Here is a 25,940-nt window from a genome sequence, read left to right as displayed (position 1 = left end):
GGGCCCGGACGGGGGTGGCGCGGGGTACGGGTCGCGGCCGCTAGCGGTTCAGCACGGCGGCCCGTACGCACAGGACGTCGGGGAGGTGCTCGGCCAGCAACTGCCAGCTGTCCCCGTCGTCCTGGCTGGCGTACAGCTCGCCGTTGCGGTTGCCGAAATAGATCCCGGCCGGGTCCGCGTCGTCCGTGCAGAGCGCGTCGCGCAGCACCGTGCCGTAGTGGTCCCCGGCCGGGAGGCCCTTCGTCAGGGGCTCCCAGGTCGTACCCGCGTCCCGGGTCCGGAAGACCCGGCAGCGGTGCTCCGCGGGGACGCGGTCGATGTCGGCGTTGAGCGGGAAGACGTAGGCGGTGCCCGGCCGGTGCGGGTGCGCGGCCACCGCGAAGCCGAAGTCGGAGGGCAGGCCGTCGCCGATGTCCGTCCAGCGGGCCCCGGCGTCGTCGCTGCGGTAGACGCCCCAGTGGTTCTGCAGGTACAGCCGGCCGGTGTCCCCGGCGTCCTGGGCGATCTTGTGCACGCACTGGCCGAACTCGGGGTCCGGATCGGGCAGGAACACCGCCGAGACCCCGTGGTTGGACGGGGCCCAGCTCGCCCCGCCGTCCGTGGTCCGGAAGACCCCGGCCGTGGAGACCGCCACCGTGACCAGGTCCGGGTCGCCCGGGTCGGTGATCACCGTGTGCAGGCCCTCGCCACCGCCGCCCGGGACCCACTTGTCCCGGGTCGGGTGCTCCCACAGGGGGCGGACCAGTTCGAAGGACTCGCCGTGGTCGGCCGAGCGGAACAGGGCGGCCGGTTCGGTGCCCGCGTAGACCACGCCGGGCGCCTCGGGGCCGGCCGGATGGAGCTGCCAGACCCGCTCCAGGGAGGCTCCGGTGTCCTCGGGGAACTTCACCGCGGCCGCGGCGGGCTCCCGCCAGGTCGCTCCCAGGTCGTCGGAGCTGAACACGGACGGTCCCCAGTGGGTGCTGTCGCCGGCGACCAGGAGCCGGGGCGCGCCGCGGCGCCGGTCGATGGCGACGGCCGAGACCGCCTGGGCGTTGAAGTGCGGCTCGTCGAACTCCCAGGTGCCGCCGGAGTCCCGGCGGCCGATGAACAGTCCCTTGCGGGTTCCCGCGAGCAGTACCACGTCGGTCATGGCCGACACCTCCGGACGTCTTTGTCCTGCACGGCAGCTTTCCGCCAGTCTGCACCCGACCACTGACAGGGGCAGGTCGCGGCGCGCGCCGCCCCGGTCGTACGAAGGGTCTCGTAGTACGAGGGAATTCGTAGTACGGTGACTCTCGTACTTAGCGGCCGGTTCCCCGGCACGCTTCCGGTCGCCCCTGGAGACCCCTCATGAGTGCTGCTCCCGTTTCCTTCGCCGCCCTGTTCCAGCCGTGGACCATCCGCTCGATCACCGTCCCGAACCGGGTGTGGATGGCCGCGATGTGCCAGTACAGCGCCGAGCCCTCCGGTCCGGACGCCGGGGTCGCCCACGACTGGCACTTCGCGCACTACGCGGCCCGTGCCACCGGCGGCACCGGCCTGATCATGCAGGAGGCCACGGCCGTCGCGCCCGAGGGGCGGATCTCGCCGTACGACCTCGGGATCTGGAACGACACGCAGGTCGAGGCGCTGCGCCGGATCACCTCCTTCGTGAAGGGCCGGGGCGCGGTCTCCGGCATCCAGCTCGCCCATGCCGGCCGCAAGGCCTCCACCGACCGCACCTGGAAGGGCGGTGGCCCCGTCGGCCCCGAGGCGCACGGCTGGCGGCCCAGCGCCCCGAGCCCCGTGCCGTTCTCCGCGGACCACCAGGTCCCGCACGAGCTGACGGTCCGGGAGATCCGGGACGTCGTGGAGCAGTTCGCGGCCGCCGCCCGGCGCGCGCTCGCCGCCGGCTACCAGGTCGTCGAGATCCACGGCGCCCACGGCTACCTGATCGGCGAGTTCCTCTCCCCGCACAGCAACAAGCGCACCGACGAGTACGGCGGCTCCTTCGAGAACCGCACCCGCCTCGCCCTCGAAGTCGTCGACGCCGTACGGGCGGTGTGGCCCGAGGAGCTGCCGCTGTTCTTCCGGATCTCCGCCACCGACTGGCTGGAGGAGGACGGCTGGACCGCGGACGAGACCGTCCGGCTGGCCGGCCTGCTCGAGGAGCACGGCGTGGACCTCCTGGACGTCTCCACCGGAGGCCTCGCCCCCGGCGTGACGATCCCGGTCGGCCCCGGCTATCAGGTGCCCTTCGCGGCCCGGGTCAAGGCCGAGACCACCCTCCCGGTCGCCGCCGTGGGCCTGATCACCGAACCGGAGCAGGCCGAGAAGATCCTGGCCAACGGAGAGGCCGACGCCGTCCTGCTGGGCCGCGAACTGCTGCGCGACCCGTTCTGGGCCCGCCGCGCGGCCGCCGCGCTCGGCGCGCAGGTCCGTACGCCCGAGCAGTACCACCGTTCCTGGTGAACCGGTGCGGCGCGGGGGCCGGGCTCCCGCGCCGCACCCGGCCGTTCGGCTCCGCTCCTACGATGGTTCTCGTACGATGGAGGAATACCCGGCATCGCGGCATCGCGGCATCACCCAGTGAGTGGAGTACGGACATGACGGAACGTGACGCGGCCCGTGTCCTCGCCCACCCCGAGGCCGCCGAGATCCGGCTCGAAGGGGTCCTGCACGCCCTCTCCGACCCGGTCCGGCTCTCCATCGTCCGCGACCTCGCGGCCACGGACGCCGAGCTGGTCTGCTCGCACTTCGAGCTCCCGGTCACCAAGTCCACGACCACGCACCACTTCCGGGTCCTGCGCGAGAGCGGTGTCGTGCGCCAGTCCTACCGCGGCACGGCCAAGCTGAACGGACTGCGCCGCGCCGAGCTGGCGGAGCTGTTCCCCGGGCTGCTCGACGGCGTCCTCGCGGCGGCCGCCGCGGAGGAGACGCGCGACCGGGGCTGAGGAGCACCCCGGGCCCGGGGGTCAGTCCGTGCCGCCGGCCGCGGCCAGCAGGCCCGCCCAGTCCGGGATCTTGACGGAGCGCCGGCCCAGGGACCGCCCGAGTTCCGCCTCGGCCGTCTCGATGGCCAGCCACCCCGGCCACCGGACCGGTCGCAGCCCGGCCAGGAGCATCACCTCCAGCGGGTCCCGCTCCCGTTCGCGCCGGGCCAGCGCCCCCGCGTCCTGGAGCAGGGAGGAGGCCGTCTCCTTCGCGCAGGGCCGGTTGGTGCCGATGACCCCGGTCGGGCCGCGCTTGATCCAGCCCGCCACGTACTCGCCCACGGAGGCGCGGCCCTCCCGGAGCACCCGGCCCGCCGCGTGCGGGACCGTACCGCGCCGCTCGTCGAAGGGCAGCCCGCCCAGCGGGACGCCCTGGTACCCCACCGAGCGCAGGACCAACTGCGCCGGGACGTCCTCGTAGACCCCCGTGCCGGTGACCCCGCCCCCGCCGTCGGGAGCCGTCCGCTCGAACCGCATCCCGGTGACCCGGCCGTCCGGGCCGCCGAGCACCTCCACCGGGCGCAGGAAGAACCGCAGCGCGATCCGCCGGTCCCCGCCGCTCGCCGGATCCGCCACCCAGCCGCGCAGCACCTCCACGTTGCGCCGGTTCACCGCGGGCAGGGCCGCGCCCGGGTCCGCGTACGCCGGGTCGAGGGCCAGCTCCAGCGGGTCGGCCCGTACGTCCACGCCCGGCAGCGTGCCCAGTTCGCGCAGCTCCTTGGTGGTGAACTTGCCCTGCGAGGGCCCGCGCCGGGCCACCATGTGGACCGCGCGCACCCCGCTGGCGCCGAGCGCGCCCAGGGCCGGCTGCGGCATGTCGGTCGGGGCCAGTTCCGGCACCCCCCGGGCCAGGATCCGCGTCACGTCGACCGCCACGTTCCCGGCGCCGACCACGATCGCCGACTCCACCCCGGGCAGCCCGAAGGCCTCGGCCGCGGCATCCGGATGGCCGCTGTACCAGGCCACGAAGGCCGTGGCGGAATGCACCCCGACGAGCTCCTCGCCGGGGATGCCGAGCATCCGGTCCCGGGCCGCGCCGACGCAGTACACCACCGCGTGGTACAGCTCCAGGAGCCTGGCGGTGGGCAGGGCGTCCCCGCCGACCTCGACGTTGCCGAGGAAGCGGATCCGCTCGTCCTCCAGCACGGTGCGCAGGCTGCCCTGCAGGGACTTGATCTTCTCGTGGTCGGGGGCCACCCCGTAGCGCACGAGCCCGTACGGAGCCGGCAGCCGGTCGAGCACGTCGACCCGGATCCCCGGCACCTCGCGCTGCTGTACGAGTGTCTGTGCGGCGTAGACCCCGCTGGGGCCCGATCCGACGACGGCGATACGAAGCACGGCGGAGCTCCTCCCGCAGGTGTTCCCAGCATGACACCGGGTGCCCCGGCCGTCAGCCCATCGCGCGCATCCGGTGGACCTCGGCGCTCTGGGTGGCCGCCACCTCGTTGGCCATCTCCTCCACGGCGGCGTTGTTGCCCGCGGCCAGGACCTCGCCCGCCATCTTCAGGGCGCCCTCGTGGTGGGCGGTCATCAGGGCGAGGAAGAGCCGGTCGAAGTCCGCACCCCGGGCCGCGGTGAGCTCCTCGAGCTGCCGCGCGGTGGCCATGCCGGGCATCGCCGCGTGGTCGTGGCCCCCCGGGGCGGCGGTGGGCGCCGGGTTGCGGGCCGCCCATCCCTCCATCGCGCCGATCTCGGGCTTCTGCGCGGCCGCGATCCGTCCGGCGAGCCGCTTGACCCCGTCGGCCGCGGCCCGGTCCGGAGCGAGTGCGCTCATGGTCAGTGCCTGACCGTGGTGTTCGATCATGTTCCGCACGTACGCTCGGTCCGCCGCGTTGGGGGTGTCGTCGGGCAGTTCCTTCGCGGCCTGTTCGGGGGAGATGGTGCGTGCCTTCTCGCCGGGTTTGCCGGGGGCGATCACCATCGGCTTGCCGTCCGCCGCGCCGTCCGTCCCGCCGCCGTCCCGGCAGCCGGTGAGGGGGAGCAGCAGCCCAACGGCCAGGGCCGCTCCGACGATTCGCCCGAGTGAGACTTTCGCCATGTCCATGCTAAGGACCATACTGCCGGGGTCCGCGTTCCGTTCCCACGACGGGCGGAATCGACCGGACCCATGGGAGGGCACAGTGACCTCGATGCACACCAGCAGACGGCGCGGATCCCTGGGAGTGGCCGCAGCGGCGGCCGGACTCCTCACCACGTTGCTGGCGGCCGGACCCGCGGCCGCCACCCCCGACCCGGGAGACCTGCTCCCGGGCGGGGGCGCGTCGCAGAGCGCCGCCACCGCGGCCGGCGCGGGCCGGGACTTGGCGCCCGGCGAGATACCGGGGCAGGACGAGATCGTCCACAGCAGGAACATCAAACCCCTGGCCAACATCCCCAGTTCCGACCCGACCGGAATCAACTCCGACATGGCGTTCCAGGGCAAGTACGCCTACGCGGGCAGCTACAACGGCTTCACGATCTACGACATCGGCAACCCCAAGGCGCCGAAGAAGGTCACCGAAGTGCTGTGCCCCGGCGGGCAGAACGACATCTCGGTCGACGGGGACCTGCTCTTCCTGTCCACCGACTCCTCGCGCAGCGACGACTCCTGCAACAGCGTCTCGCAGCCCGCCACGGAGAAGTCCTCCTGGGAGGGCATCAAGATCTTCGACATCAAGGACAAGAAGAACCCCAAGTACATCAAGTCCGTCGAGACCCCGTGCGGTTCCCACACCCACACGCTGGTGCCGGGCGGCCGGGACGCTTACCTCTACGTCTCCTCGTACAACCCGAGCGACGCGTTCCCCGACTGCAAGCCGCCGCACGACGGCATCTCGGTCGTGAAGGTCCCCAAGAAGAGCCCGACGCGGGCCGCGGTCGTGGCCTTCCCGATCCTCTTCCCGGACGGCGGCAACCCGGGCGGGCCCACCAACCCGGGCGTCTCCAAGACCACGGGCTGCCACGACATCACCGTGCTGCCCTCCAAGGACCTCGCCGCGGGCGCCTGCATGGGCGACGGCATCCTCTTCGACATCAGCAAGCCCGAGGAACCGCGCGTCATCGACCGGGTCCAGGACAACGTGAACTTCGCGTTCTGGCACTCGGCCACCTTCAACGAGCGGGCGAACAAGGTGGTGTTCACCGACGAGCTGGGCGGCGGTGGCGGCGCCACCTGCAACGAGGCCACCGGCCCCACCCGGGGAGCCGACGGCATCTACGAGATCACCGGCCGCGGCGACCAGCGCAAGCTCGTCTTCAAGAGCTACTTCAAGATCCCGCGCATGCAGGCCGACACCGAGAACTGCGTGGCCCACAACGGCTCGCTGATCCCGGTCGGCGGCGGCCGTGACATCATGGTCCAGGCCTGGTACCAAGGCGGCATCTCCGTCTGGGAGTTCACCGATTCCACCAGCCCGAAGGAAATCGCCTACTTCGAGCGGGGCCCGCTGACCACCGACAAGCTCGGCCTCGGCGGCTCCTGGTCCGCCTACTACTACAACGGGCACATCTACTCGAACGACATCGTCAAGGGCCTCGACGTGCTGCGGCTCGACGACTGGCGCACCGACAGCGCCAAGTGGGTGTGGCTGGGCCGGCTCAACGTGCAGACCCAGCCCGAATACCACTAACGGGGCGAGGGGAACGTTCCGCCGGGCGGTCCTCCGTCCGGCGGGACACCCGACTCCCAGTCCAGCCCGTACCGCTGGAACAGCTCGGCCCGCAGCCGGGACGCCGGCATCGGCGCGCCCGGCAGCAGCACCGCCACCACCGCACCCATCAACAGCGCCCGCAGCAGCGGGTAGTCGGTGTCCACCTCCGCCGATCCGTACCGTACGACGGTGTCCCGCAGCAGCTCCGCGAGCCGCTGCTGCTCGACGCACTGCACGAACCCCTCCGCCTGCAGGATCCCCGCCATGTGGGTCCGCATCAGCCGGGGCTGGTCCCGGGCCAGCCCGAGGACCGCGTCGATGGCCCGGGCCAGGCGCTCCCGGCCGTCCTGTGTACGGGGCTCCCGCTCCAGCGCCGCTTCCAGGGTGAGGTGCATCAGCCGGTGCACGGCGGACTGCAGGAGCTGGCGCTTGCCCGGGAAGTAGTAGGACACCAGGCCGCGGGCGGCTCCGGCCCGGTCGGCGATGTCGCCGAGGGTGGTGGCCTCGTAGCCGCGCTCCGCGACCAGCTCGACCGTGGCCTGCAGCAGCCGCTCCCGGGAACGCCTGCGCAATTCTTCATTGACCGATGCGCTGCGCGGGGACATGCTTGCTCCTGCGTTGACTGGTTCGGAGCCAGTATACTCAGCGTGCCGGACCGCCTGCTCTGGGCGACACGGGGGATCGCCCAGAGCAGGCACCGTCCGAGACCGAGACCGCCACTGTGAGCGCCACGAGCACGGCGCCCAGCAGCCAGCCCGCCAGGACGTCCGAGAACCAGTGGACGCCGAGGTAGATCCGGGTGAAGCCGACCCCGAGGACCGAGACCGAGGCCAGGAGCAGTGCCAGGGCCGGGACGGACCGGGTGAACGGGCGGGCGTACGGGCGCGCGTGCGGCCCCGCTGACCGGCACGCGACCAGCCACACCAGCAGACCGCAGACCACCGTCGCCGTCAGGGCGTGTCCCGACGGGTAGGCGGCGTAGTCCGCGGAGGCGACCGGATCCGGCCATACCGGCCGCTCCCGCCCCACCCAGACCTTCAGCCCCTGGCTCACCGCCGAGGCCGCGAGGGTGGCCAGGGCGATCCGCAGCGCGCACCGGCCGCTGCCCCGCCACCACAGCCACAGGCAGGCCGCACTCGCCAGGGCCCGCATGGTCCACGGGTCCCAGACCCAGTCGCTGAGCACCCTCACCAGCCGGGTGACCCCGGGGTGGGACACGGCGTAGGAGTGCAGGGTCCGCGCGATGCGGCCGTCGAAGGACAGCAGCGGAGCCCAGCCGGTGGCCACCAGGACCGTCAGTACGATCGACGCGATCGCCGCGGCGATCAGTGCGCACGCCAGTGGGGTCGGCAACCGTACGTGGGCGTTCCGCATCCGCCGATCCTCGCATCCGGGGGCGCCGACGCCCCGTAAGGGCGGCTGCCCCGCGATCCCCGGAGGGCGGCCCTCAGGCGAGCGCGCCCAGCCCCGGTCCGAACGCGACCAGCAGCGGAACCGCCGGAGCCAGCGTCGCCAGGGCCGTCAGCCGCATCCGGCGCACGGCCGACAGCCGGGGCGCGGCCGCGAGCAGCCGCCGGACCCGTTCGGGGACGTGCGCGTCCGGCGCGGGGGACGGGCCGAAGACCCCGCGGTCCTCGTTCAGGCCGATCAGGGCCAGGGCGGTGGTCAGGCGCCCGTACCGCCGCGAGGCCACGTCGTCGGCCGCCAGCTCCACCAGCCGGTGCATCTGCGCCTCGAACGCGGCGAAGACGGGGACCTGCGGGAACCCCCCGGACAGGGCCCGCGAGCAGTGCAGCAGCCAGTCGTGCCGGGCCGCCGCGTGCCCCTGCTCGTGGGCCAGTACGGCGTCCAGCTGGCTCCCCTTGAGCCGGCCCAGCGCCGCCGTCGTGACCACCAGCCGCGGGGCAGGACCAGGCAGCCACCAGCTGTCCGGCCGCTGCCCCTCCAGGACCACGAGCCGCGCCTCCGAGGCCTGTTCCCCGGGCAACAGAGGCGCCCGCAGCAGCAGTTCGGCGCCCTGCGTGCGGCGCCGGGCGCGGGCCCGCAGGATCTCCCGGGCCAGCATCGCGCCGGTCCAGAGCCCACCGCCGGCCAGTACGACGGCGGTGCCGGCGGCCCAGAGCCCGCCCGAGGCGTCCAGCGCGTAGGCGTCGACCACGCCGTGCGGAGCCGGGGCGAACAGCCCGCCCCGTACGGCGTGCCAGGCGGCGGCCGCGCTCAGCAGCATCGACAGCGCGAGGCACAGGAGTACGGCGCCCACCACGCACTGCCAGGTCCACAGGGCCACGACGGGTTCACGCTCGGGCCATCGGGCCCGGGCCAGCAGGCGGGGCGCGAACACCGCGGTCAGGGCGCCGAGCAGCAGGAGAACGGCGGGGACCATCATGGGCCCCAGCCTAGGAGGGTGCGGCTACCTGCGGGTATGGTCCGGGCCCAAGGGTGATGCAGGACACGTTTGCCCGGCCCGCCCGCGGCCTCACATCGTGAGCAGCATCGCGAACATCCCCATTCCCATGGCCAGTCGGCAGGCGCGGATCACCTCCGCCGGTCCGGCGGGTGTTCCGGGGCCGCCCGCGCCGTCCGTGCCGTCCGTGCCGGCCCCGCCGACCGTGACCAGCCGGGCGCCGCCCAGCACCACGTACCCGGCGTAGTAGACGAGCAGCAGGCCGGTGACCAGCGGCAGTCCGGAGCCCTGTCCGTGGGCGTGGTCGGAGGACCCCGTCCCCGCGCCGGTAGCCGCGGCCAGCGCCATGTAGACCATGGTCAGCGAGCCCACCAGGTGGTGCGCGTGGTGCGGTCCGCCGCGCAGCAGCCACAGCGCGTGCAGCGCCGCCCCGCAGAAGACCGCGCCCAGCACGGGCGCCTGCCAGTCGCCGCCCAGCCGGAGCGGCACCGCCATCAGGGCCATGCCGAACCCCATCGCCGCCTCCCCGGCCGCCGGTCCGCCGCCGGCTCTGCCCGCGCGCCGCAGACAGTACGCACCGCTCACCGCGCAGAGCAGGACGAGGAGCCAGGCGGAGACGGAGGTGGAGAGGGACGTGGCGGGACCGTGCACGGCGGAACCTCCCGGTTCGTCGGCTTCACCGGAAGAGATGCCCTCTTCACACGGCCATCACGCCGGGCGAGGTTAGGCTCTGCGGGACCGCCGCAAGCAGCACGTCGCAGAACCTCGCGCAGAACGGAGCCCTCGATGCCGAGCGCCGCCCCCCGGGCCTTGACCTACCGCAGTGCCGTGGAGGCGGACATCCCGGAGCTCGTGGAGCTCGTGGAATCGGCGTACCGGGGAGACGCGAGCCGCGGGGGCTGGACCACCGAGGCGGACTTCCTGGACGGGCAGCGGACCGACGCCGCGGACGTGGCCCGGATCGTCGGGCACCCCGAGGGCATGCTCCTCGTCGTGGAGCGCGCCGGCGAGATCGTCTCCTGCTGCCACCTGGAACACCGGGGTGACCACGTGTACTTCGGCATGTTCGCGGTTCGCCCCGGACAGCAGGGCGGTGGCCTGGGCAAGGCGGTCATGGCGGAGGCCGAACGCCGCGCCCGCGAGCAGTGGGCGGCCAAGGAGATGCGGATGACCGTGATCAACGTACGGGAGGAGCTCATCGCCTTCTACGTGCGCCGTGGTTACGAGCGCACCGGCGAGATGAGCCCCTTCCCCTACGGGGACGAGCGCTTCGGCGTCCCGCTCCGCGACGACCTGGCCTTCGAGCTGCTGGTCAAGCCGCTGTAGTCGCGGGGGCGGGGCCCGTGGGCCCTCCGCGGGCCGTCCGACGCCCCGCCGTCCGCGTGCCGGCCGGCCGGCCGGCCGTCTGCCCGCCGTCCGCCGCCTGCGGAACGCCTTGCGCGGTCCTCAGGCGGTGAAGCGTCCCGTGGAGCGGATCTCCGGGAAATCGGTGAGCACGCCGTCGAGTTCGAGGGCCCGCGCCAGCCGCAGCCGCTCCAGCGTGTTGACCGTCCACCCCGTCACGCGCAGTCCCGCCTCGTGTGCCGACTCCACGGTGTGCAGGGTGAGGTGGCCGATGTTCAGGGCAACCGTCTCCGCGCCCGCCAGGGCGGCCCGGGCGACGACCTCCCCGGCATCGGCCCGGGTCTGGTTCGCGTAGAGGACGGTCCGCACGCCCGGCACCAGGCGAGCCGCCTCGACGAGCACCTCGTCGTGGAACGAGGCCACTTCCACCCGGCCGGTCAGATCGCGGCGCAGCAGCAGCTCCGCGAAGGTCCCGACGGCGGCGAGGTCGTGGACCTGGATCCGCAGCGGTGCGCGGACCGCGTCGACGACCTCGTCCAGGACCGGCACGTGCTCGCCGTCTCCGGCGTCCAGCCCGCGCAGTTCGTCGAGCGTCAGATCGGCCACGGCTCCCGAACCGTCGGTGGTCCGGTCCACCTCGGCGTCGTGCAGGACGACGAGGGCGCCGTCCTTGCTGAGCCGCACGTCCAGCGCGACCACGTCCATGCCGGACCGTTCCGCGCGGACGAACGACCGCAGGGTGTTCTCCGGTTCGACACCCATGACCCCGCGGTGCCCGATGGTGAGGAAAGTCAAGGTTCTCTCGCTTCCGTCGACGGCGGCCCCGCGCGGTCGCGGTGTCCCGACCGGCCGCGCGCGATATGAGGACGCATGCTAGTGCGCCTCCCGTGCGATGAAACCGCCTTTGCGGGGCCTCCGCAACGCCGTCCGGCCGCCTCCCGACGGGCTCGCCGGGGGCCGGGGAGCCCCGCGCGCGGCCCGCGTGGTCACCCGGGGGTGGGCGCGTCCCCGCCGACTTGACGTTCCTGCGCGCCGAGGCCCTCCAGGTCCGCCAGCAGGGCCCTTGTCAGCTCCAGTTCGGCCAGGTGCTGGCGCTCGCTCCAGCGCAGGGCGAGCACCGGGAAGGCCCACTCCGGCTCGGTCGCCGCGTGCGCCATGGCCTCCCGTACGGCGGCCAACTCCTCGGTGGTGCGCTCCAGATGCTCCGTCACCATGCCGCGCAGCCGCTCCGGCTCGGCCAGGTGCCCCAGCCAGACCCGCAGCAGCAACCCGTGCTTGAGCACCGGGGGGCCCGCCTCGGCGACGTCGGAGGCCCAGCCGGCCAGGGCCTCGCGCCCCGCGGGGGTGATGCCGTAGCGGCGCTTGGCCCGCACCTCTTCGGGCCCCGAGCGCACGGAGGCCGCGTAGCCCAGTTCCTCCAGACGGCGCAGTTCGGCGTAGATCTGACTGATGGCGGGGGACCAGTAGAAGAAGCGCAGCGAGGAGTCCGCCCACTTCTTCAGCTCGTAGCCGGTCCGCTCCCCGGGGAAGGAGAGCAGGCCGAGAACGGCCCACGCGGTCGGCGGAAGCTCTTGCTTCTTCGACGTCTGACTACTAGTCATATTTCGAATAGAAGTGAGACCGGGTACGGGACGCAACCCTGGAGGCATAAGTGAAGTTCTCCGTCATCTTCGAGGCACAGCTGGCCGACCCGACCGTGGAGCGCGAGCACCAGGTCATCCGTGACTGCGTGGAGCAGGCGGTGCTCGCCGAAGAGATGGGATTCGACCGGATCTGGGCCGTCGAGCACCACTCCCTGAAGTGGTACGCCCACATGTCCGCCCCGGAAATCTTTCTGAGCTTCGTCGCTGCCCGGACGAACACCATACGCATCGGGCACGGAGTCGTGTGCATGCCCTTCGCCTTCAACCACCCCGTCCGCGTCGCCGAGCGGGCCGCGATGCTCGACCTGCTGTCCGGCGGGCGGGTCGACCTCGGGGCCGGGCGGGGCGGGACCGTGCAGGAGACCTCGCTGTGCGGTGTGGACAAGGACCGCACCACGGCGGAGGTGGAGGAAGCGCTGCGGATCATCGGGAAGGCCTGGCAGGAGGACGAGCTGGAGTACCACGGGGAGCTCATCGACATCGATCCGCACCCGATCCTGCCGCGGCCGAGCCAGCGGCCCCACCCGCCGCTGTTCCTCGCGTGCAGCCGGTCCGAGACCCTGGTGCAGGCCGCGGAGCTGGGCGTCGGGGCGCTGGTGATGGGATTCGCCGGGCCGGAGTCCATCGCGGGGATGCGCTCCGTCTACGACGCCGCGATCGCCGGCCGGGACGGCGGCCGCTTCGTCTCCACGGCGGTCAACGACCACTTCTCGGTGCTCTGTCCGACGATCGTGCTCGACGACCCCGAGGAGGCGCGCCGGATCGGGATCCGGGGGCAGCGGTTCTTCGCGCAGTCCATCGGCCACTGGTACGGCGGGGCGGGGGTGCCGGACGAGGCGGTGGTCGAGGGTGCCGACGAGGGGGCGGAGATGCGCAGGGCAGCCGAGCAGGTGGTGGCCCGGCTGCACGAGCAGGACATCCCGGTACGGCCCACCGCCACGGCCACCTTCAACGCGGACCACGCCTACGGGAGCGCGGACGAGGCGATCGCGTACGTGGAGCGGCTGCGGGAGGCGGGGGCCGACGAGATCATGTGCCTGATCCAGATGGGGACCGTGCCGCAGGAGGCCTGCCTGGAGACCCTGCGGCAGTGGGGCGAGAAGGTCATCCCGCACTTCGCGAACCAGCGGGCTTAGGGGCGGATGGGTCCTGGGTGACCTCGACGGCTACGGCGCCACCGTGCGGGCGCTCCGCCGGGGCTCCGGCGCCGTCCAGGTCTCCGCGGCGGCGTCGGCGGCCATCCGTCGGCCTCCCCGCTCGTCGCGGACCCGAGAGGGCTGCCGCCCGGGTACGTGGTGGTCGCCGGCTGCGATCCGCTGCGGGACGAGTGGGAGGCGTGCACCGCCAGCTGCTCGGGGCCGGGGTCCGTTCGGCCCTGGACTCCCGCCCCGGAATGTTCCACGGGTTCCTCGGCCCCGGCCCGAGTGCTCCCCGAGGCCCGTCAGGCCTTGGCGCGTCTGGGCGAAGTCATCGACTCCACGCATAAGAACGGGAAGACTTCCGGTGAAACCGGGGGTGACGCAGGATATTTTCCCGGATCTCCTCTTGAGTAAGAGAGCCTCACATGCCTACCCTGTCGCGACGTGAGGTTCTCCTGTGGAGGAAGTGACATGACGGAAACTCTTGTGCCGGGTACCGGCGGTGCCGTGATAACCGCTGGTGTACGGGTGGTCGACCACCCGGCGTGGCCCGAGCTCAAGGCCGCCGTGGAGGAGATCCGGCCCTGGCAGTCCGCCGACGGGTCCATCGACTTCGAGCGCGAGGGGCACCACGCCCGCATCGCGGCCCCGGCCGCGGTCGAGCGCGTGATCGAGGGCATCGAGGCCCTGTCTCCGCTGCTGCCGCACGGTGAGGCGTACCACCGTGCCCTCATCGGCGACCTGCGCAAGTGGTCCGACGGCGGCTTCGGCGTGCCCGACTTCCTCGACTCCCTGCTGGCCTTCGCCCCGGCCGCCGAGCGCGCCGACGGGCTCCAGCACCTCGTGGTCTTCCCGATGTACACGCAGAACGGCAACCCGGACCGCAACCTCGAAGCCGTCGTGCTGAAGATGGTGTGGCCCGAGTGGCTCTCCGAGCTGGAGCGCACCCGGTACGACAACCCGCTCTTCCTCGGCATCACCTTCGAGGACTTCACCCCGGGCTACGACACGCACTCCGCCGTGCTCTTCCCGGAGACCATCGCGGTCCGCGAGGCACCCGAGCGCTTCACCTGGGGCGGCATCTTCTGCGACCGCGAGGCCGCCCGCTACCGCAAGGTCACCGAGGCCGCCGTCGACATCCTGGGCATCGAGCTGCCCGAGGACATCGCCCGGATGGTCGAGGACCAGGAGCGCTGCGAGAAGGCCTTCGTCCTGTGGGACATGGTCCACGACCGCACCCACAGCCACGGCGACCTGCCGTTCGACCCCTTCATGATCAAGCAGCGCCAGCCGTTCTGGATGTACGGCCTGGAAGAGCTGCGCTGCGACCTCACCGCCTTCAAGGAGGCCGTGAAGCTGGAGTCCGAGGGCAACGAACACGGCCGCGACGTGCAGTACGCCGTCCTCTTCGACCGGATGTTCCGCTTCCCGGTGTCCGGCGACCGCAACCGCAACTACGACGGCCTCGGCGGCCAGCTCCTCTTCGCGTACCTCCACAAGCACGACGTCGTGCGCTGGACGGACAACAAGCTGAAGATCGACTGGATGCGTGCCCCGCAGGTCACCAACCAGCTGTGCGCCGAGATCGAGGACCTCTACCGGGCCGGCATCGACCGCCCGAAGCTGGTCCACTGGTTCAAGGCGTACGACCTGGTCGCCGAGTACCTCGCCCCCCACCCGGGATCCAAGTGGGCCAAGGGCCCCGACGCCCTGGACCTGACGCAGCCGCCGCGCAAGCTCGTGGACGACGTGCTTCCGGACGAGTTTCCGCTGAGCATGTTCTATGAGGCCCTGGCCAAGAAGCTCAAGGGCGTGATCGCCTCGACCAAGGGCATCACGGCAGGGAACGCCGCGGACCGCGAGACCGCCGCGCGGGTCGCCGCGTGAGCACTCGCCCACAGGAGGCTGCACAGATGAACGGCTCCGGTAACGGGAACGGGAACGGAAAGCTCCATGGGGCGGTAGTGGCAGTGGCGGGGGCCGGCGGGCCCGCCGGCCGCGCCACCCTGCTCCGCCTCGCCGAGGCGGGGGCCGTGGTCGTCGCCTCCGACGCCGACGCGGCCCGGCTCGCCGAAGCGGTGGACGCCGCGCGCTACGCCCACGGCGGCGCCACCATCACCGGTGACACCGTCGACCTGCTCGACCTGGACGCCACCAAGGCCTGGGCCGAGCAGACCGAGAAGGAGTTCGGCCGCATCGACGGCCTGGTCCACCTCGTCGGCGGCTGGCGCGGCAGCACCACCTTCACGGACACCGACCTCGCGGACTGGGCCTTCCTGGAGAAGCTCCTCATCCGCACCGTCCAGCACACCTCGCTCGCCTTCCACGACGGGCTGCTGCGCAGCGACCGCGGGCGCTACGTCCTGGTCAGCCAGTCCGGTGCGCACAAGCCGGTCGCCAACAACGCCGCGTACAACGCGGGCAAGGCCGCGGCCGAGGCCTGGACGCTCGCGATGGCGGATTCCTTCCGCAAGGCGGGTGGCGAGGACGGTCCGGGCGCCGCGGCTGCGATCCTGGTGATCAAGGCATTGGTGCACGACGCGATGCGCGCCGAGCGTCCCACTGCGAAGTTCGCGGGCTTCACCGACGTCAAGGAGCTGGCCGAGGCCATCGCCGGCGTCTGGGAGCGGCCCGCCGCCGATGTGAATGGACAGCGTCTGTGGCTCACCCCCCAACCGTGAAGACCGGTGCCGTGAAGACCGCGATACGGAAGTCCGTGGCGAAGACCGATGCCCGCCGGCACCACGACCCGGCGGTGCGCGGTTTCGCGAGCGACAACTACGCCGGGATCCACCCGGAGATCCTCGCGGCCATCGCCCTCGCCAACGGCGGCCACCAGGTCTCCTACGGCGACGACGAGTACACCGAGAACCTGCAGCAGGTCTTCCGCGGTCACTTCGGCCCGCACGCCGAGGCCTATCCGGTCTTCAACGGCACCGGTGCCAACGTGACCGCCCTGCAGGCGCTCACCGACCGCTGGGGCGCCGTGATCTGCGCCGAGTCGGCGCACATCAACGTCGACGAGGGCGGTGCGCCCGAGCGGATGGCGGGCCTCAAGCTGCTCACCGTTCCCACGCCGGACGGCAAGCTCACCCCCGAGCTCATCGACCGGCAGGCCTGGGGCTGGGAGGACGAGCACCGGGCGATGCCGCAGGTCGTCTCGATCACCCAGAACACCGAGCTCGGCACGGTGTACACCGTGGACGAGATCCGTGCCATCTGCGAGCACGCGCACGCCAAGGGGATGAAGGTCCACCTCGACGGCGCCCGGATAGCCAACGCCGCGGCCTCGCTCGACGTGCCGATGCGCAGCTTCACGAACGCGGTCGGCGTGGACGTGCTGTCCTACGGCGGCACCAAGAACGGGATGATGGCCGGCGAGGCCGTCGTCGTGCTGAACCCGGACTCCGTCCGGCAGATGAAGCACATCCGCAAGATGTCGATGCAGCTCGCCTCCAAGATGCGCTTCGTGTCGGTGCAGCTCGAGGCGCTCCTCGCGAAGGACCTGTGGCTGCGCAACGCCCGCCACGCCAACGCGATGGCGCAGCGGCTGGCGGCCGGGGTGCGCGAGACCGACGGGGTGGAGATCCTCTACCCGGTGCAGGCGAACGCGGTGTTCGCGCGACTCCCGCACGAGGTGTCGCGGCGGCTTCAGGAGCGCTACCGCTTCTACTTCTGGGACGAGATCGCGGGCGACGTCCGGTGGATGTGCAGCTACGACACCCAGGAGGAGGACGTGGACGGCTTCCTCCAGGCCCTCAAGGAAGAGCTGGCCCGCTAGCTGGTCCTCGAATCCCACGCCATAAATCTATAGGCATGCAGATCTATGCATGAGTATGCTCCTGGATCATGGAATTGATCCAGGAGCATCCTGACCTTGCCGCCTATCTGGCCGCCGATGACGTGATAGATCACGGTCATCCGCTGGTCCAGGAGACCGCCGACGCCCTGTGGACCGCCACGGGCGATGCATATTCATACGCCAAAGCGGTCTTCGAGTTCGTCCGTGACGCCATCCCGCACTCCGCCGACTCCGGCGACGACCGCGTCTCGTGGCGCGCCTCCGACGTCCTGGAGACGCGCAACGGGATCTGCTACGCCAAAGCCCACGCGCTGACCGCGCTGCTGCGGGCCCGGGACATCCCGGCCGGCCTCTGCTACCAGCTCCTGGGCGACGACGACGGATCGAACCTCGCCCTCCACGGCCTCGTCGCGCTGCGCCTGCCCGGCGGCGAGGGCTGGTCCCGGGTCGACCCCCGGGGCAACAAGCCGGGCGTGGACGCCCAGTTCACCCTGGACCGCGAACAACTCGCCTTCCCCGTCCGTACGGAGCTCGGCGAGATCGATTACCCCGCGCTGTACGCGACCGCGCATCCGGCCACGCTCAAGGCGCTCCAGGAGTCCGTGGACCGGCCGCAGTTGTGGCGGAACCTGCCGACGGGCCTGTAGCCGCCGCGCCGGCGTCCGCGACCGGGGCCGCGTCCCGTGCGGGGCCGCGCGCCGCCACCACGGTGTGCAGCAGGGCCGCGGCCAGCTGCAGGGCGGCGATCGCGAGCACCAGGATCCAGGGCGGCACATCGGCCGCGAGCCCCACGAGCGCGGCGCCCGTCGACGCGGCCGTCACCTTCAGCCCGGCGCCGAGGGTGAACACCTGGGTCCGCGCCTGCGCGGGCGCGAACTCCGAGCGGATGCGCAAGGTGGCCGTCAGCAGCGGGCCGTCGCACACCCCGGCCGCCGCGAACGCCACCGCCGTGAGGGGGACGGACGGGGTGAACGCCGCCGCCGTCAGGGCCACCCCGGTCGCCGCCATGGCCCAGCGGGCCAGCCGGCCCGGCGGCACGGACGTGATCCGGCCCAGCGTCAGGGCGCCGGTCAGGGCGCCCAGGGCGAAGGCGGTCATGAGCACCCCGCCGCCGCCGGGGCTGCCCAGCGTGGTGGCCAGCAGTACCGCCGTGGTGGTGAGCGCCCCGATGCCCACGAAGGCCAGGGTCGTGGCCGAGGTGACGGCCCGCAGCTCCCTGACCCGCCACAGGGCGGCCAGTCCGGCACCCAGCCCGGCCCGGGGTGCGCCGTGGGCCGGTCCCGGGTCCGGGTCCGCATAGGGAAGGGTGGCGGCCAGAGCCGCGGCCAGTGCGCCGGAAGCCGCGAGGAGGGCCATCGCCGGCCCGGCCGAGCCGAAGGCCGCGACCAGGCTGACGGCCGCCGGAGCGGTGACGGCGGCGCCGTTGTACGTCGACGCGTCCCAGCCGTACGCCCGGTCGCGCGCGGGACCGGCCGGAACCAGCCCCGCCACCAGGCTCGACAGCCCGCCCGTCACCATCGGCCCGCAGGAGCCGCCGAGTACGGCCACCGCGAGCACCACCGGCGTCGGAGCCCGCCCGAGCAGCAACGCCAGTGCCGCGACGGCCGTGGTGAATCCCGCCAGGGCTCCCACCTGGAAGAGGCGCGGCCGGCGCGACCTGGCCGCGGCGGCGCCCGCCAGCGGGGCCGCGAGCACGTGCGGGGCAAGCCAGGCGGTCAGTACGAACGCGCCGTGGGCGGCGCTCCCGGTGCGCTGGAGGGCGAGCAGCACGACGGCCATGCTCATGCCCTCTGAGGCGAAGCGCGCCGCCAGTGCGGCGGCCAAGTACCGTCCGAGCCCCGGCATCCCGGCCCCTTTCGCCCGGTGACGTGGCAGAGGGGTGCGAGGTTACGCCATACGGGTGTAGGGCGAAAGGATCGCTGTTTTCGGTCAATAGGAAACTTTCCTGTCTGACATCGTTGTCAGCCTGGCATGCGCATGAGTATCTTCGGCCGCAGGAATCCCCCCACGGACCCTGAAGTACCCCTGAAGTACCCCTGAGGGCCCCAAGAAAGACCCCCGAAGGACCCCCCACCTCCGATCTCCGACCTCCGACCGGAAGGCGCTTCATGCGTTACGGAGTCCCCGCCGGGCTGCTCGCCGCGGCCCTCGGCCTGGTCGCGGCGCTGACCCCCGCCCCCACCTCCGCCGCCGTCACCCCCCACACCCCCGTCACCCCTGCCGTACCCGCCGCCGCCCCCGCGGCCTTCGCCCATCCCGGAGTCCTGAACAGCCGCGCCCAGCTGGACTTCGTACGCACCAAGGTGCAGGCCGGGCAGCAGCCGTGGAAGGCGGCGTTCGACGCGATGCTCTCGAGCCGCTACGGCTCGCTGTCGCGGACGCCCAAGCCCCGCGAGATCGTCGAATGCGGCTCGTACTCCCATCCGAATCTGGGCTGCACCGACGAGCGGGAGGACGCCATAGCCGCGTACACGGACGCGCTCGCCTGGTACATCACCGGCGACGTCCGGTACGCGAAGAAGTCGATCGAGCTGATGGACGCGTGGTCCGCCCGGATCAAGGACCACACCAACAGCAACGCCCCCCTGCAGAGCGGCTGGGCCGGCTCCACCTGGCCGCGCGCCGCCGAGATCGTCAAGCACACCTACAGCGGCGGCTGGCCGAACCAGGGGCGCTTCGCCACGATGCTGCGCCAGGTCTACCTGCCCGAGGTGATCGGCGGGAAGCCGAACAGCAACGGCAACTGGGAACTGATCATGATGGACGCGGCCGTCGGCATCTCCGTCCACCTCGACGACCGCGCGAGCTACGACAAGGCGATGGCGATCTACCTCGGCCGGGTGCCCGCCTACTTCTACCTGGCCTCCGACGGGCCGCAGCCCGCGTACCCGCCGCGCTCCACCATCGACACCAGGAGCGAACTGATCGGCTACTGGCACGATCAGAGCACCTTCGTGGACGGTCTGGCGCAGGAGACCTGCCGGGACTTCGGCCACACCGGCATGGGCATCGCGGCGACCATGCACGTGGCCGAGACCTCGCGCATCCAAGGGCGCGACCTGTACCCGGAGTTCAAAGACCGGTTCCGCCACGCGCTGGGCTTCCACGCCACGTACGAACTCGGTGAGGCCGTGCCCTCGTGGCTGTGCGGCGGGAGCCTGGCCAAGGGCCTGGGCCCGGCGACCGAGGTCGGCTACAACGCCCTGCACACCCGGCTCGGCGTCACGATGGAGAACACCCGCCGGCTCACCGAGGGCCGCCGCCCGGCGGGAACCGAGAACCACTTCGAGGCGTGGGAGACGCTGACCCACGCGGAGAACCCGAACTGACGAACCCCCGACGCGCGACCGCGGCCCCGCCCGATGAATGGGCGGGGCCGCGGTCTCCCGTCAGGCTCAACAGGTCTCAGCCGGTCTCCGAGCAGGCCTCAGCCGGCTTCCTTGACCTGCGCCGGGGTCGGCGCGGTGCCGCCGAGGTGGGCCGGCAGCCACCAGGAGTCCTCGGCGCCCCTGGGCTTGGCCGGGTAGGCGCTCTGGGCGGCGTCCAGCAACTCCTGCACCCGCTCGCGCACCCGGCGGGTGATGGCCCCGGCGTACTGGTCGGTGGGCGCCTCCAGCGGCTCGCCCACCCGCATCGTCACCGGGATGTGGCTGCGCTTGAGGTCCTTGGGGCGGCCCTTGGTCCACATCCGCTGCGTTCCCCACAGCGCCACCGGGATCAGCGGGACACCGGCTTCCTGGGCCATGCGCGCCGCACCGGACTTGAAGCTCTTGAGCGTGAAGGACTGGGAGATCGTCGCTTCCGGGAACACGCCGATGATCTCGCCGGAACGCAGCGAGTCGAGCGCGTGCTGGTAGGCGGTCTCGCCCTGGGCGCGGTCCACCGGGATGTGCTTCATCGCGCGCATCAGCGGACCGGACACCTTGTGCCGGAACACCGATTCCTTGGCCATGAAGCGGACGAGCCGCTTCTGCGGGCGCGCGGTCAGCCCGGCGAAGATGAAGTCGAGGTAGCCGATGTGGTTCGACACCAGAACCGCCCCGCCCTTGCGCGGGATGTTCTCGGTGCCCTTCATGTCGATACGGACGTCGAGCGCACGGAAGAGGGCGTGTGCTGCACCGATAACCGGGGGGTAGACGAGCTCAGCCATGGTGGGGAGACCCCGCTTTCTGCCTGGAGGTGCTCCCGGCCGGAAGTTACGGCAGCGTAGGTACGCGGCCATGGGGATCGTGCCCCATACGAGGGCCGCAGGCCAGCCCAGACGCCCGCGCCCGGCGAGATTCTCGTCACGCCGGGAATGCGGCGCGCCCGCGGGGCGCTCCGATCAGCGTACGACCGTACCGGGATGATGGAGAGTGCCCGTACGGGTCAGGCGACGGTGGAGACGGGGACGCGGGTGCGCGCAGGCGAGCGGGACGAGGGCGCGGGCGAAGGCCGGCTGGGCATCGCCGAACTGGGCGCGGAGCCGGGGGAGCGGGCCACGCTCGTGCAGTTCTCCAGCGCCTTCTGTCAGCCCTGCCGGGCCACCCGGCGGATCCTTGACGAGGTCGCGGCCCTGGTCGCGGGCGTCCGGCACATCGAGATCGACGCCGAGAAGAACCTGGACCTCGTACGGGCCCTCGGCATCGAGAAGACCCCGACGGTACTGGTCCTGGACGCGGCGGGCCGGATCGTGCGGCGGGCCGCCGGGATGCCGCGCAAGGCGGACGTGATCGCCGCCCTGGGCGCCGCGGTATGACGCGGGCGCGGACCTCCGGCAGGCACGGGCGGCGGGCGCCCGGGGCGTCCGGTGAGCCGGTACACGCGTCCGTACGCAGCGTGACGCGCCCTACATCTGTCCGTAGAGGCTTGACTGTGTACACGAGAGATCGCCAGGCTTGCGATATGCGGTATGAACTCCTGCTTTACGGACGGGGCACCTCCTGATGACGGCTCCGACGGCTCCGACGGTTCCGTCCCCACGGACCGGCGCCGGCCTGCCCGGCTCGCCCGCGCTGCTGCGCTCGGTGTTCCGCCGGCACGCCGCGGGCGTCGCCGTGATCACCGCCGAGAGCGGCGGCCGGCCGGTGGGTTTCACCGCGACCTCCCTCAACTCCGTCTCGGCGGACCCCCCGCTCCTGTCGTTCACCATCGGCACCGGGTCCTCCAGCTGGCCCGCGATACGGGACTCAGAGCACCTCGGGGTCCACATACTCGGCGAGCACCAGGGGGACCTGGCGGGCCTGTTCGCCCGCAACGGGGCCGACCGCTTCGGGCCGGCCACCGACTGGGCGCCGGGTCCGCACGGGGTCCCGGTGCTGGGCGGCGTCCTGGCCTGGCTGGTGTGCCGGGTCGTGGCGCGGGTTCCGGCGGGCGAGCACCGGGTGATCATCGCGGAGGCGGTCGCCGGGGACCCGGCGGGTGACCCGGTGGGGGATCCGGCCGGCGAGGGCCGTCCGCTGCTGTACCACCAGGGGCGCTTCAACGCGTTGAGGGACTGAATCGTCCCTGCTGGGGCCCGTTTCCCCGGCGTTGGCCAGATCACAGTTCACCGGCCTTGCAACCTGGCGGAACCCGCTGTGTACTGACGAGTAACATCCCTGAACGGGGCGCGGGCCGCCCCGGCGGGAACGGCCCGAGATGGCGCCTATGCTGCCTGAACAAGGCGGTACCAGAAATGTCGATGCGGTAGGAGAGCCGGCGTGAGCCTGAGGATCGTTGTCTGTGTGAAGTACGTGCCCGACGCCACTGGCGACCGGCAGTTCACCGAAGACCTGACCGTCAACCGTGACGACGTCGACGGCCTGCTGTCGGAGCTCGACGAGTACGCCGTCGAGCAGGCGCTGCAGATCGCCGACGAGGCCGACGACGCGGAGATCACCGTCCTGACGGTGGGCCCCGAGGACGCGAAGGACGCGCTGCGCAAGGCGCTGTCGATGGGTGCCGACAAGGCCATCCACGTCGAGGACGACGACCTGCACGGCAGCGACGTCATGGCCACCTCGCTGGTGCTCGCCAAGGCGATCGAGAAGGCCGGTTACGACCTGGTCATCACGGGCATGGCCTCGACCGACGGCACCATGGGCGTCCTCCCGGCGATCCTGGCCGAGCGCCTGGGCGTTCCGCAGGTCACCCTGCTCTCCGAGGTCAAGGTCGAGGACGGTGTCGTCACCGGCCGCCGCGACGGCGACTCGGCGAGCGAGCAGCTGGAGGCCTCCCTCCCCGCGCTCGTCTCGGTGACGGACCAGTCGGGCGAGGCCCGCTACCCGTCCTTCAAGGGCATCATGGCCGCCAAGAAGAAGCCGGTGGAGTCCTGGGACCTGGAGGAGCTGGAGATCGAGTCCGACGAGGTCGGCCTCGAGGGCTCCTGGACCGCGGTCGACTCCGCGACCCAGCGTCCGGCCCGCACCGCCGGCACGATCGTCAAGGACGAGGGCGAGGGCGGCAAGTCGCTGGCCGCCTTCCTTGCGGAGCAGAAGTTCATTTAAGAACTGTCTGGCCGGCCGGAAGTTCATCCAAGAGCTTCGGCCCCTTCTCAAACGCCCCCTGACTACTTCGCATTCGCAGGAGCATCCCCCATGGCTGAAGTCCTCGTCTACGTCGACCACGTCGACGGCGCCGTCCGCAAGCCCACCCTCGAACTGCTGACGCTGGCCCGCCGCATCGGCGAGCCCGTCGCCGTCGCCCTCGGCGCCGGTGCCGAGGCCACCGCCGCCGTGCTCGCCGAGCACGGTGCCGTCAAGGTCCTCACCGCCGACGCCCCGGAGTTCTCCGACTACCTCGTCGTACCGAAGGTGGACGCGCTCCAGGCCGCGTACGACGCCGTCTCCCCGGCCGCCGTCCTGGTCCCCTCCTCCGCCGAGGGCAAGGAGATCGCCGCCCGCCTGGCGGTCCGCATCGGCTCCGGCATCATCACCGACGCCACCGACCTGGAGGCGGGTGACGAGGGCCCGGTCGCGACGCAGGCCGCGTTCGCCGCGTCCTTCAGCGTCAAGTCCCGCGTCTCCAAGGGCACCCCGGTGATCACGGTGAAGCCGAACTCGGCCCCGGTCGAGGCCGCCCCGGCCGCCGGCGCCGTCGAGGCGCTCGCCGTCACCTTCGGCGCCCTGGCCACCGGCACCAAGGTCACCTCCCGCACCCCGCGCGAGTCGACCGGCCGCCCCGAGCTGACCGAGGCCGCGATCGTGGTCTCCGGCGGCCGTGGCGTCAACGGCGCCGAGAACTTCCACATCATCGAGGCCCTCGCGGACTCCCTCGGTGCGGCCGTCGGCGCCTCGCGCGCCGCCGTGGACGCCGGCTGGTACCCGCACTCCAACCAGGTCGGCCAGACCGGCAAGTCGGTCTCCCCGCAGCTGTACATCGCCTCGGGCATCTCGGGCGCCATCCAGCACCGGGCCGGCATGCAGACCTCCAAGACGATCGTCGCGATCAACAAGGACGCCGAGGCTCCGATCTTCGACCTCGTCGACTACGGCGTGGTCGGCGACCTCTTCGCGGTCGTCCCCCAGCTGACCGACGAGATCAAGGCGCGCAAGGGCTAAAGCCCTGCCGCAGGCGCTGACCTGCGGGTAAGTGGTCTCCGGGGCCGTGTGGTGTTTCTCACCGCACGGCCCCGAGTCGTTTGTCCAGGACGGCGGAGTGACCATTGACTGAGTGGAACCCCGTGACTAAATTCTGTAATGCGGATCTAAGATTCCGTGAAGCGGAAAAGAGGAGAGTGCACGATGGGTCAGCAGGAGAAGGTGGCGACGAGCCTCGCAGGCGCGGTCAGCGAGGGCATCAGCGCTTCCCTCAAGCCGGTGGACGCGGAACTCGCGCGCCACTACCCGGGCGACCCCGGCACCCGTCAGCCCATCCACACGGTCTACGTGCCCGGTGACGTCTTCGCGGCGGACACCATCCGCACCTGGGGCGACCAGGCCCTCGCGGCCCTGGACGAGCACGCCCCGGACGCCGCCACCTTCGCCAAGGTGCTCGGCATCTCCGACGAGCTGGCCGTACCGGTCTACGACCGCGTCCGCGCCAAGCTCGCCTCCGAGCCCATCGAGGACCTCCGCGTCGACTTCGAGGACGGCTTCGGCGTCCGCTCCGACGAGGAGGAGGACCAGGCCGCGGCCCGCGCCGCCCGCCTCGTCGCCGAAGCCTTCTCCAACGGCACGAACGCCCCGTACATGGGCATCCGGATGAAGTGCATGGAGTCCAACGTCCGCGACCGCGGCATCCGGACCACCGACATCTTCCTCTCCGGCCTGCTCGCGCACGGCGGCCTGCCCGAGGGCCTGGTCCTGACCCTGCCCAAGGTCACCTACCCCGAGCAGGTCACGGCCTTCGTGCAGCTCCTGGAGGCCTTCGAGACAGCTCGCGGCCTGCGCCCGGGCCGGATCGGCTTCGAGATCCAGATCGAGACCAGCCAGTCCATCCTCGCCTCCGACGGCACCGCCGCGGTCGCTCGGATGATCGAGGCCTCGAAGGGCCGCGCCACCGGCCTGCACTACGGCACCTTCGACTACAGCGCCTGCGTCGGCGTCTCCGCCGCGTACCAGTCGAGCGACCACCCCGCCGCCGACCACGCCAAGGCGATCATGCAGGTCGCGGCCGCCGGCACCGGCGTGCGCGTCTCCGACGGCTCGACCAACGTCCTGCCCATCGGCACCACCGAGCACGTCCACGAGGCCTGGAAGCTGCACTACGGCCTCACCCGCCGCGCCCTGGCCCGTGCCTACTACCAGGGCTGGGACATGCACCCGGCGCACCTGCCGACCCGCTACGCGGCCGTCTTCGTCTTCTACCGCGAGGGCCTCGAGACGGCCGCCGCGCGCCTGAAGGCGTACGTCGCCAAGATCGAGGGCGACGTCATGGACGAGCCCGCCACGGCGAAGGCCCTGGCCGGCTACCTGGTCCGCGGCCTGGACTGCGGCGCCGTCGGCGCCGACGAGGTGACCGCCCTGACCGGCCTGACCCGCGCGGAGCTCGACGCCTTCGCCATCCCGCGCCGCTCGGCGACGCTGACGGCCACCGCCTGAGGCGGGTAGTACCCCGTACGAGG

General features: G+C 72.0%; 26 protein-coding genes. 15 read left to right on the top strand and 11 right to left on the bottom strand.

Annotated features, from left to right (window positions below):
- Window positions 1-40: 40 nt before the first annotated feature.
- Complete coding sequence (locus tag OG247_RS06815; RefSeq protein ID WP_327251375.1) at window positions 41-1,132, bottom strand: WD40/YVTN/BNR-like repeat-containing protein; 1,092 nt, start codon at window positions 1,130-1,132, stop codon at window positions 41-43.
- 200 nt (window positions 1,133-1,332) lie between these two features.
- Between OG247_RS06815 and OG247_RS06810 the strand changes: the two genes are divergently transcribed.
- Window positions 1,333-2,433, top strand: coding sequence for an NADH:flavin oxidoreductase/NADH oxidase (locus OG247_RS06810; RefSeq protein WP_327251374.1), 1,101 nt, complete (start codon window positions 1,333-1,335; stop codon window positions 2,431-2,433).
- 134 nt (window positions 2,434-2,567) lie between these two features.
- Complete coding sequence (locus OG247_RS06805; RefSeq protein WP_327251373.1) at window positions 2,568-2,915, top strand: ArsR/SmtB family transcription factor; 348 nt, start codon at window positions 2,568-2,570, stop codon at window positions 2,913-2,915.
- Between the two features lie 21 nt (window positions 2,916-2,936).
- On the opposite strand, the gene OG247_RS06800 is transcribed toward OG247_RS06805, so the two are convergent.
- Together OG247_RS06800 and OG247_RS06795 are read right to left on the bottom strand one after the other, a co-directional pair.
- A complete protein-coding gene (locus tag OG247_RS06800; RefSeq protein ID WP_327251372.1) occupies window positions 2,937-4,292 on the bottom strand; it encodes an FAD-dependent oxidoreductase in 1,356 nt (451 codons plus the stop codon).
- A 52-nt stretch (window positions 4,293-4,344) separates the two neighbouring features.
- On the bottom strand, window positions 4,345-4,998 hold the full coding sequence (locus OG247_RS06795; protein ID WP_327251371.1) for a DUF305 domain-containing protein: 654 nt from the start codon (window positions 4,996-4,998) through the stop codon (window positions 4,345-4,347).
- An 85-nt stretch (window positions 4,999-5,083) separates the two neighbouring features.
- Between OG247_RS06795 and OG247_RS06790 the strand changes: the two genes are divergently transcribed.
- Window positions 5,084-6,562, top strand: coding sequence for an LVIVD repeat-containing protein (locus tag OG247_RS06790; protein ID WP_327251370.1), 1,479 nt, complete (start codon window positions 5,084-5,086; stop codon window positions 6,560-6,562).
- On the opposite strand, the gene OG247_RS06785 is transcribed toward OG247_RS06790, so the two are convergent.
- The 4 genes from OG247_RS06785 to OG247_RS06770 form a co-directional block, all read right to left on the bottom strand.
- The gene (locus tag OG247_RS06785) at window positions 6,559-7,188 is read right to left on the bottom strand and encodes a TetR/AcrR family transcriptional regulator (protein WP_327251369.1); all 630 of its coding nucleotides are present in this window, start codon (window positions 7,186-7,188) and stop codon (window positions 6,559-6,561) included. The two genes, OG247_RS06790 and OG247_RS06785, sit on opposite strands and share 4 nt — an antisense overlap.
- A 37-nt stretch (window positions 7,189-7,225) precedes the next feature.
- Window positions 7,226-7,957, bottom strand: a complete 732-nt coding sequence (locus OG247_RS06780; RefSeq protein WP_327251368.1) for a phosphatase PAP2 family protein — start codon at window positions 7,955-7,957, stop codon at window positions 7,226-7,228.
- Window positions 7,958-8,030: 73 nt separating this feature from the next.
- The gene (locus OG247_RS06775) at window positions 8,031-8,969 is read right to left on the bottom strand and encodes a M56 family metallopeptidase (protein ID WP_327251367.1); all 939 of its coding nucleotides are present in this window, start codon (window positions 8,967-8,969) and stop codon (window positions 8,031-8,033) included.
- A gap of 90 nt (window positions 8,970-9,059) precedes the next feature.
- Window positions 9,060-9,638 carry a DUF5134 domain-containing protein gene (locus OG247_RS06770; RefSeq protein ID WP_327251366.1) on the bottom strand — a complete coding sequence of 193 codons (579 nt, stop codon included), beginning with the start codon at window positions 9,636-9,638 and terminating at the stop codon, window positions 9,060-9,062.
- Window positions 9,639-9,773: 135 nt separating this feature from the next.
- Between OG247_RS06770 and OG247_RS06765 the strand changes: the two genes are divergently transcribed.
- Window positions 9,774-10,313 (top strand): GNAT family N-acetyltransferase, encoded by a 540-nt coding sequence (locus OG247_RS06765; RefSeq protein WP_327251365.1) that lies wholly within the window; start codon window positions 9,774-9,776, stop codon window positions 10,311-10,313.
- A gap of 120 nt (window positions 10,314-10,433) precedes the next feature.
- Here the strand turns inward: OG247_RS06765 and OG247_RS06760 are convergent, their stop codons facing one another.
- Together OG247_RS06760 and OG247_RS06755 are read right to left on the bottom strand one after the other, a co-directional pair.
- A complete protein-coding gene (locus tag OG247_RS06760; RefSeq protein ID WP_327251364.1) occupies window positions 10,434-11,126 on the bottom strand; it encodes a glycerophosphodiester phosphodiesterase in 693 nt (230 codons plus the stop codon).
- Window positions 11,127-11,317: 191 nt separating this feature from the next.
- Window positions 11,318-11,932, bottom strand: a complete 615-nt coding sequence (locus OG247_RS06755; RefSeq protein ID WP_327251363.1) for a PadR family transcriptional regulator — start codon at window positions 11,930-11,932, stop codon at window positions 11,318-11,320.
- 50 nt (window positions 11,933-11,982) lie between these two features.
- Between OG247_RS06755 and OG247_RS06750 the strand changes: the two genes are divergently transcribed.
- From OG247_RS06750 to OG247_RS06730, 5 genes are all read left to right on the top strand, one after another.
- The gene (locus OG247_RS06750; protein ID WP_327251362.1) at window positions 11,983-13,110 is read left to right on the top strand and encodes an LLM class flavin-dependent oxidoreductase; all 1,128 of its coding nucleotides are present in this window, start codon (window positions 11,983-11,985) and stop codon (window positions 13,108-13,110) included.
- A gap of 474 nt (window positions 13,111-13,584) precedes the next feature.
- A complete protein-coding gene (locus OG247_RS06745; protein ID WP_327251361.1) occupies window positions 13,585-15,000 on the top strand; it encodes a DUF6421 family protein in 1,416 nt (471 codons plus the stop codon).
- Between the two features lie 26 nt (window positions 15,001-15,026).
- A complete protein-coding gene (locus OG247_RS06740) occupies window positions 15,027-15,794 on the top strand; it encodes an SDR family NAD(P)-dependent oxidoreductase (protein ID WP_327251360.1) in 768 nt (255 codons plus the stop codon).
- Window positions 15,791-16,894 carry a threonine aldolase family protein gene (locus OG247_RS06735; protein ID WP_327251359.1) on the top strand — a complete coding sequence of 368 codons (1,104 nt, stop codon included), beginning with the start codon at window positions 15,791-15,793 and terminating at the stop codon, window positions 16,892-16,894. Before OG247_RS06740 ends, OG247_RS06735 begins: the two co-directional genes overlap by 4 nt.
- Before the next feature lie 68 nt (window positions 16,895-16,962).
- Window positions 16,963-17,562, top strand: coding sequence for a transglutaminase-like domain-containing protein (locus OG247_RS06730; protein ID WP_327251358.1), 600 nt, complete (start codon window positions 16,963-16,965; stop codon window positions 17,560-17,562).
- Here OG247_RS06730 and OG247_RS06725 read toward each other — a convergent pair.
- The gene (locus tag OG247_RS06725) at window positions 17,498-18,760 is read right to left on the bottom strand and encodes an MFS transporter (protein ID WP_327251357.1); all 1,263 of its coding nucleotides are present in this window, start codon (window positions 18,758-18,760) and stop codon (window positions 17,498-17,500) included. The two genes, OG247_RS06730 and OG247_RS06725, sit on opposite strands and share 65 nt — an antisense overlap.
- Window positions 18,761-19,023: 263 nt before the next feature.
- On the opposite strand from OG247_RS06725, the gene OG247_RS06720 reads away from it, so the two are divergent.
- A complete protein-coding gene (locus OG247_RS06720; RefSeq protein WP_327251356.1) occupies window positions 19,024-20,244 on the top strand; it encodes an alginate lyase family protein in 1,221 nt (406 codons plus the stop codon).
- A 98-nt stretch (window positions 20,245-20,342) separates the two neighbouring features.
- Here the strand turns inward: OG247_RS06720 and OG247_RS06715 are convergent, their stop codons facing one another.
- Window positions 20,343-21,065, bottom strand: coding sequence for a lysophospholipid acyltransferase family protein (locus tag OG247_RS06715; RefSeq protein WP_327251355.1), 723 nt, complete (start codon window positions 21,063-21,065; stop codon window positions 20,343-20,345).
- Between the two features lie 195 nt (window positions 21,066-21,260).
- On the opposite strand from OG247_RS06715, the gene OG247_RS06710 reads away from it, so the two are divergent.
- The 5 genes from OG247_RS06710 to OG247_RS06690 all read left to right on the top strand — a co-directional run bounded on the left by OG247_RS06710 (window position 21,261) and on the right by OG247_RS06690 (window position 25,917).
- Window positions 21,261-21,653: a TlpA family protein disulfide reductase gene (locus OG247_RS06710; protein ID WP_442813230.1), complete on the top strand. Its 393-nt coding sequence runs from the start codon at window positions 21,261-21,263 to the stop codon at window positions 21,651-21,653.
- A gap of 187 nt (window positions 21,654-21,840) precedes the next feature.
- On the top strand, window positions 21,841-22,395 hold the full coding sequence (locus tag OG247_RS06705) for a flavin reductase family protein (protein ID WP_327251354.1): 555 nt from the start codon (window positions 21,841-21,843) through the stop codon (window positions 22,393-22,395).
- A 201-nt stretch (window positions 22,396-22,596) separates the two neighbouring features.
- The gene (locus OG247_RS06700) at window positions 22,597-23,382 is read left to right on the top strand and encodes an electron transfer flavoprotein subunit beta/FixA family protein (protein ID WP_243342015.1); all 786 of its coding nucleotides are present in this window, start codon (window positions 22,597-22,599) and stop codon (window positions 23,380-23,382) included.
- Window positions 23,383-23,472: 90 nt separating this feature from the next.
- Window positions 23,473-24,435, top strand: a complete 963-nt coding sequence (locus OG247_RS06695) for an electron transfer flavoprotein subunit alpha/FixB family protein (protein ID WP_327251353.1) — start codon at window positions 23,473-23,475, stop codon at window positions 24,433-24,435.
- A gap of 183 nt (window positions 24,436-24,618) precedes the next feature.
- A complete protein-coding gene (locus OG247_RS06690; RefSeq protein WP_250738901.1) occupies window positions 24,619-25,917 on the top strand; it encodes a DUF6986 family protein in 1,299 nt (432 codons plus the stop codon).
- Window positions 25,918-25,940 lie beyond the last annotated feature (23 nt).

It is taken from the genome of Streptomyces sp. NBC_01244 (assembly GCF_035987325.1).
In the GTDB taxonomy this organism is placed as follows: Bacteria; Actinomycetota; Actinomycetes; order Streptomycetales; family Streptomycetaceae; genus Streptomyces.
The sequence above is the reverse complement of the archived record's forward strand: the minus strand, read 5'-3'. Positions and strand labels throughout refer to the sequence as shown.

Coding starts and splice junctions, on each gene's coding strand:
- OG247_RS06815 (WP_327251375.1), bottom strand. CDS start 1,132: ATGACCGACGTGGTACTGCTCGCGGGAACCCGCAAGGGACTGTTCATC.
- OG247_RS06810 (WP_327251374.1), top strand. CDS start 1,333: ATGAGTGCTGCTCCCGTTTCCTTCGCCGCCCTGTTCCAGCCGTGGACC.
- OG247_RS06805 (WP_327251373.1), top strand. CDS start 2,568: ATGACGGAACGTGACGCGGCCCGTGTCCTCGCCCACCCCGAGGCCGCC.
- OG247_RS06795 (WP_327251371.1), bottom strand. CDS start 4,998: ATGGACATGGCGAAAGTCTCACTCGGGCGAATCGTCGGAGCGGCCCTG.
- OG247_RS06790 (WP_327251370.1), top strand. CDS start 5,084: ATGCACACCAGCAGACGGCGCGGATCCCTGGGAGTGGCCGCAGCGGCG.
- OG247_RS06785 (WP_327251369.1), bottom strand. CDS start 7,188: ATGTCCCCGCGCAGCGCATCGGTCAATGAAGAATTGCGCAGGCGTTCC.
- OG247_RS06780 (WP_327251368.1), bottom strand. CDS start 7,957: ATGCGGAACGCCCACGTACGGTTGCCGACCCCACTGGCGTGCGCACTG.
- OG247_RS06775 (WP_327251367.1), bottom strand. CDS start 8,969: ATGATGGTCCCCGCCGTTCTCCTGCTGCTCGGCGCCCTGACCGCGGTG.
- OG247_RS06765 (WP_327251365.1), top strand. CDS start 9,774: ATGCCGAGCGCCGCCCCCCGGGCCTTGACCTACCGCAGTGCCGTGGAG.
- OG247_RS06755 (WP_327251363.1), bottom strand. CDS start 11,932: ATGACTAGTAGTCAGACGTCGAAGAAGCAAGAGCTTCCGCCGACCGCG.
- OG247_RS06745 (WP_327251361.1), top strand. CDS start 13,585: ATGACGGAAACTCTTGTGCCGGGTACCGGCGGTGCCGTGATAACCGCT.
- OG247_RS06740 (WP_327251360.1), top strand. CDS start 15,027: ATGAACGGCTCCGGTAACGGGAACGGGAACGGAAAGCTCCATGGGGCG.
- OG247_RS06730 (WP_327251358.1), top strand. CDS start 16,963: ATGGAATTGATCCAGGAGCATCCTGACCTTGCCGCCTATCTGGCCGCC.
- OG247_RS06725 (WP_327251357.1), bottom strand. CDS start 18,760: ATGCCGGGGCTCGGACGGTACTTGGCCGCCGCACTGGCGGCGCGCTTC.
- OG247_RS06720 (WP_327251356.1), top strand. CDS start 19,024: ATGCGTTACGGAGTCCCCGCCGGGCTGCTCGCCGCGGCCCTCGGCCTG.
- OG247_RS06715 (WP_327251355.1), bottom strand. CDS start 21,065: ATGGCTGAGCTCGTCTACCCCCCGGTTATCGGTGCAGCACACGCCCTC.
- OG247_RS06710 (WP_442813230.1), top strand. CDS start 21,261: ATGATGGAGAGTGCCCGTACGGGTCAGGCGACGGTGGAGACGGGGACG.
- OG247_RS06705 (WP_327251354.1), top strand. CDS start 21,841: ATGACGGCTCCGACGGCTCCGACGGTTCCGTCCCCACGGACCGGCGCC.
- OG247_RS06695 (WP_327251353.1), top strand. CDS start 23,473: ATGGCTGAAGTCCTCGTCTACGTCGACCACGTCGACGGCGCCGTCCGC.
- OG247_RS06690 (WP_250738901.1), top strand. CDS start 24,619: ATGGGTCAGCAGGAGAAGGTGGCGACGAGCCTCGCAGGCGCGGTCAGC.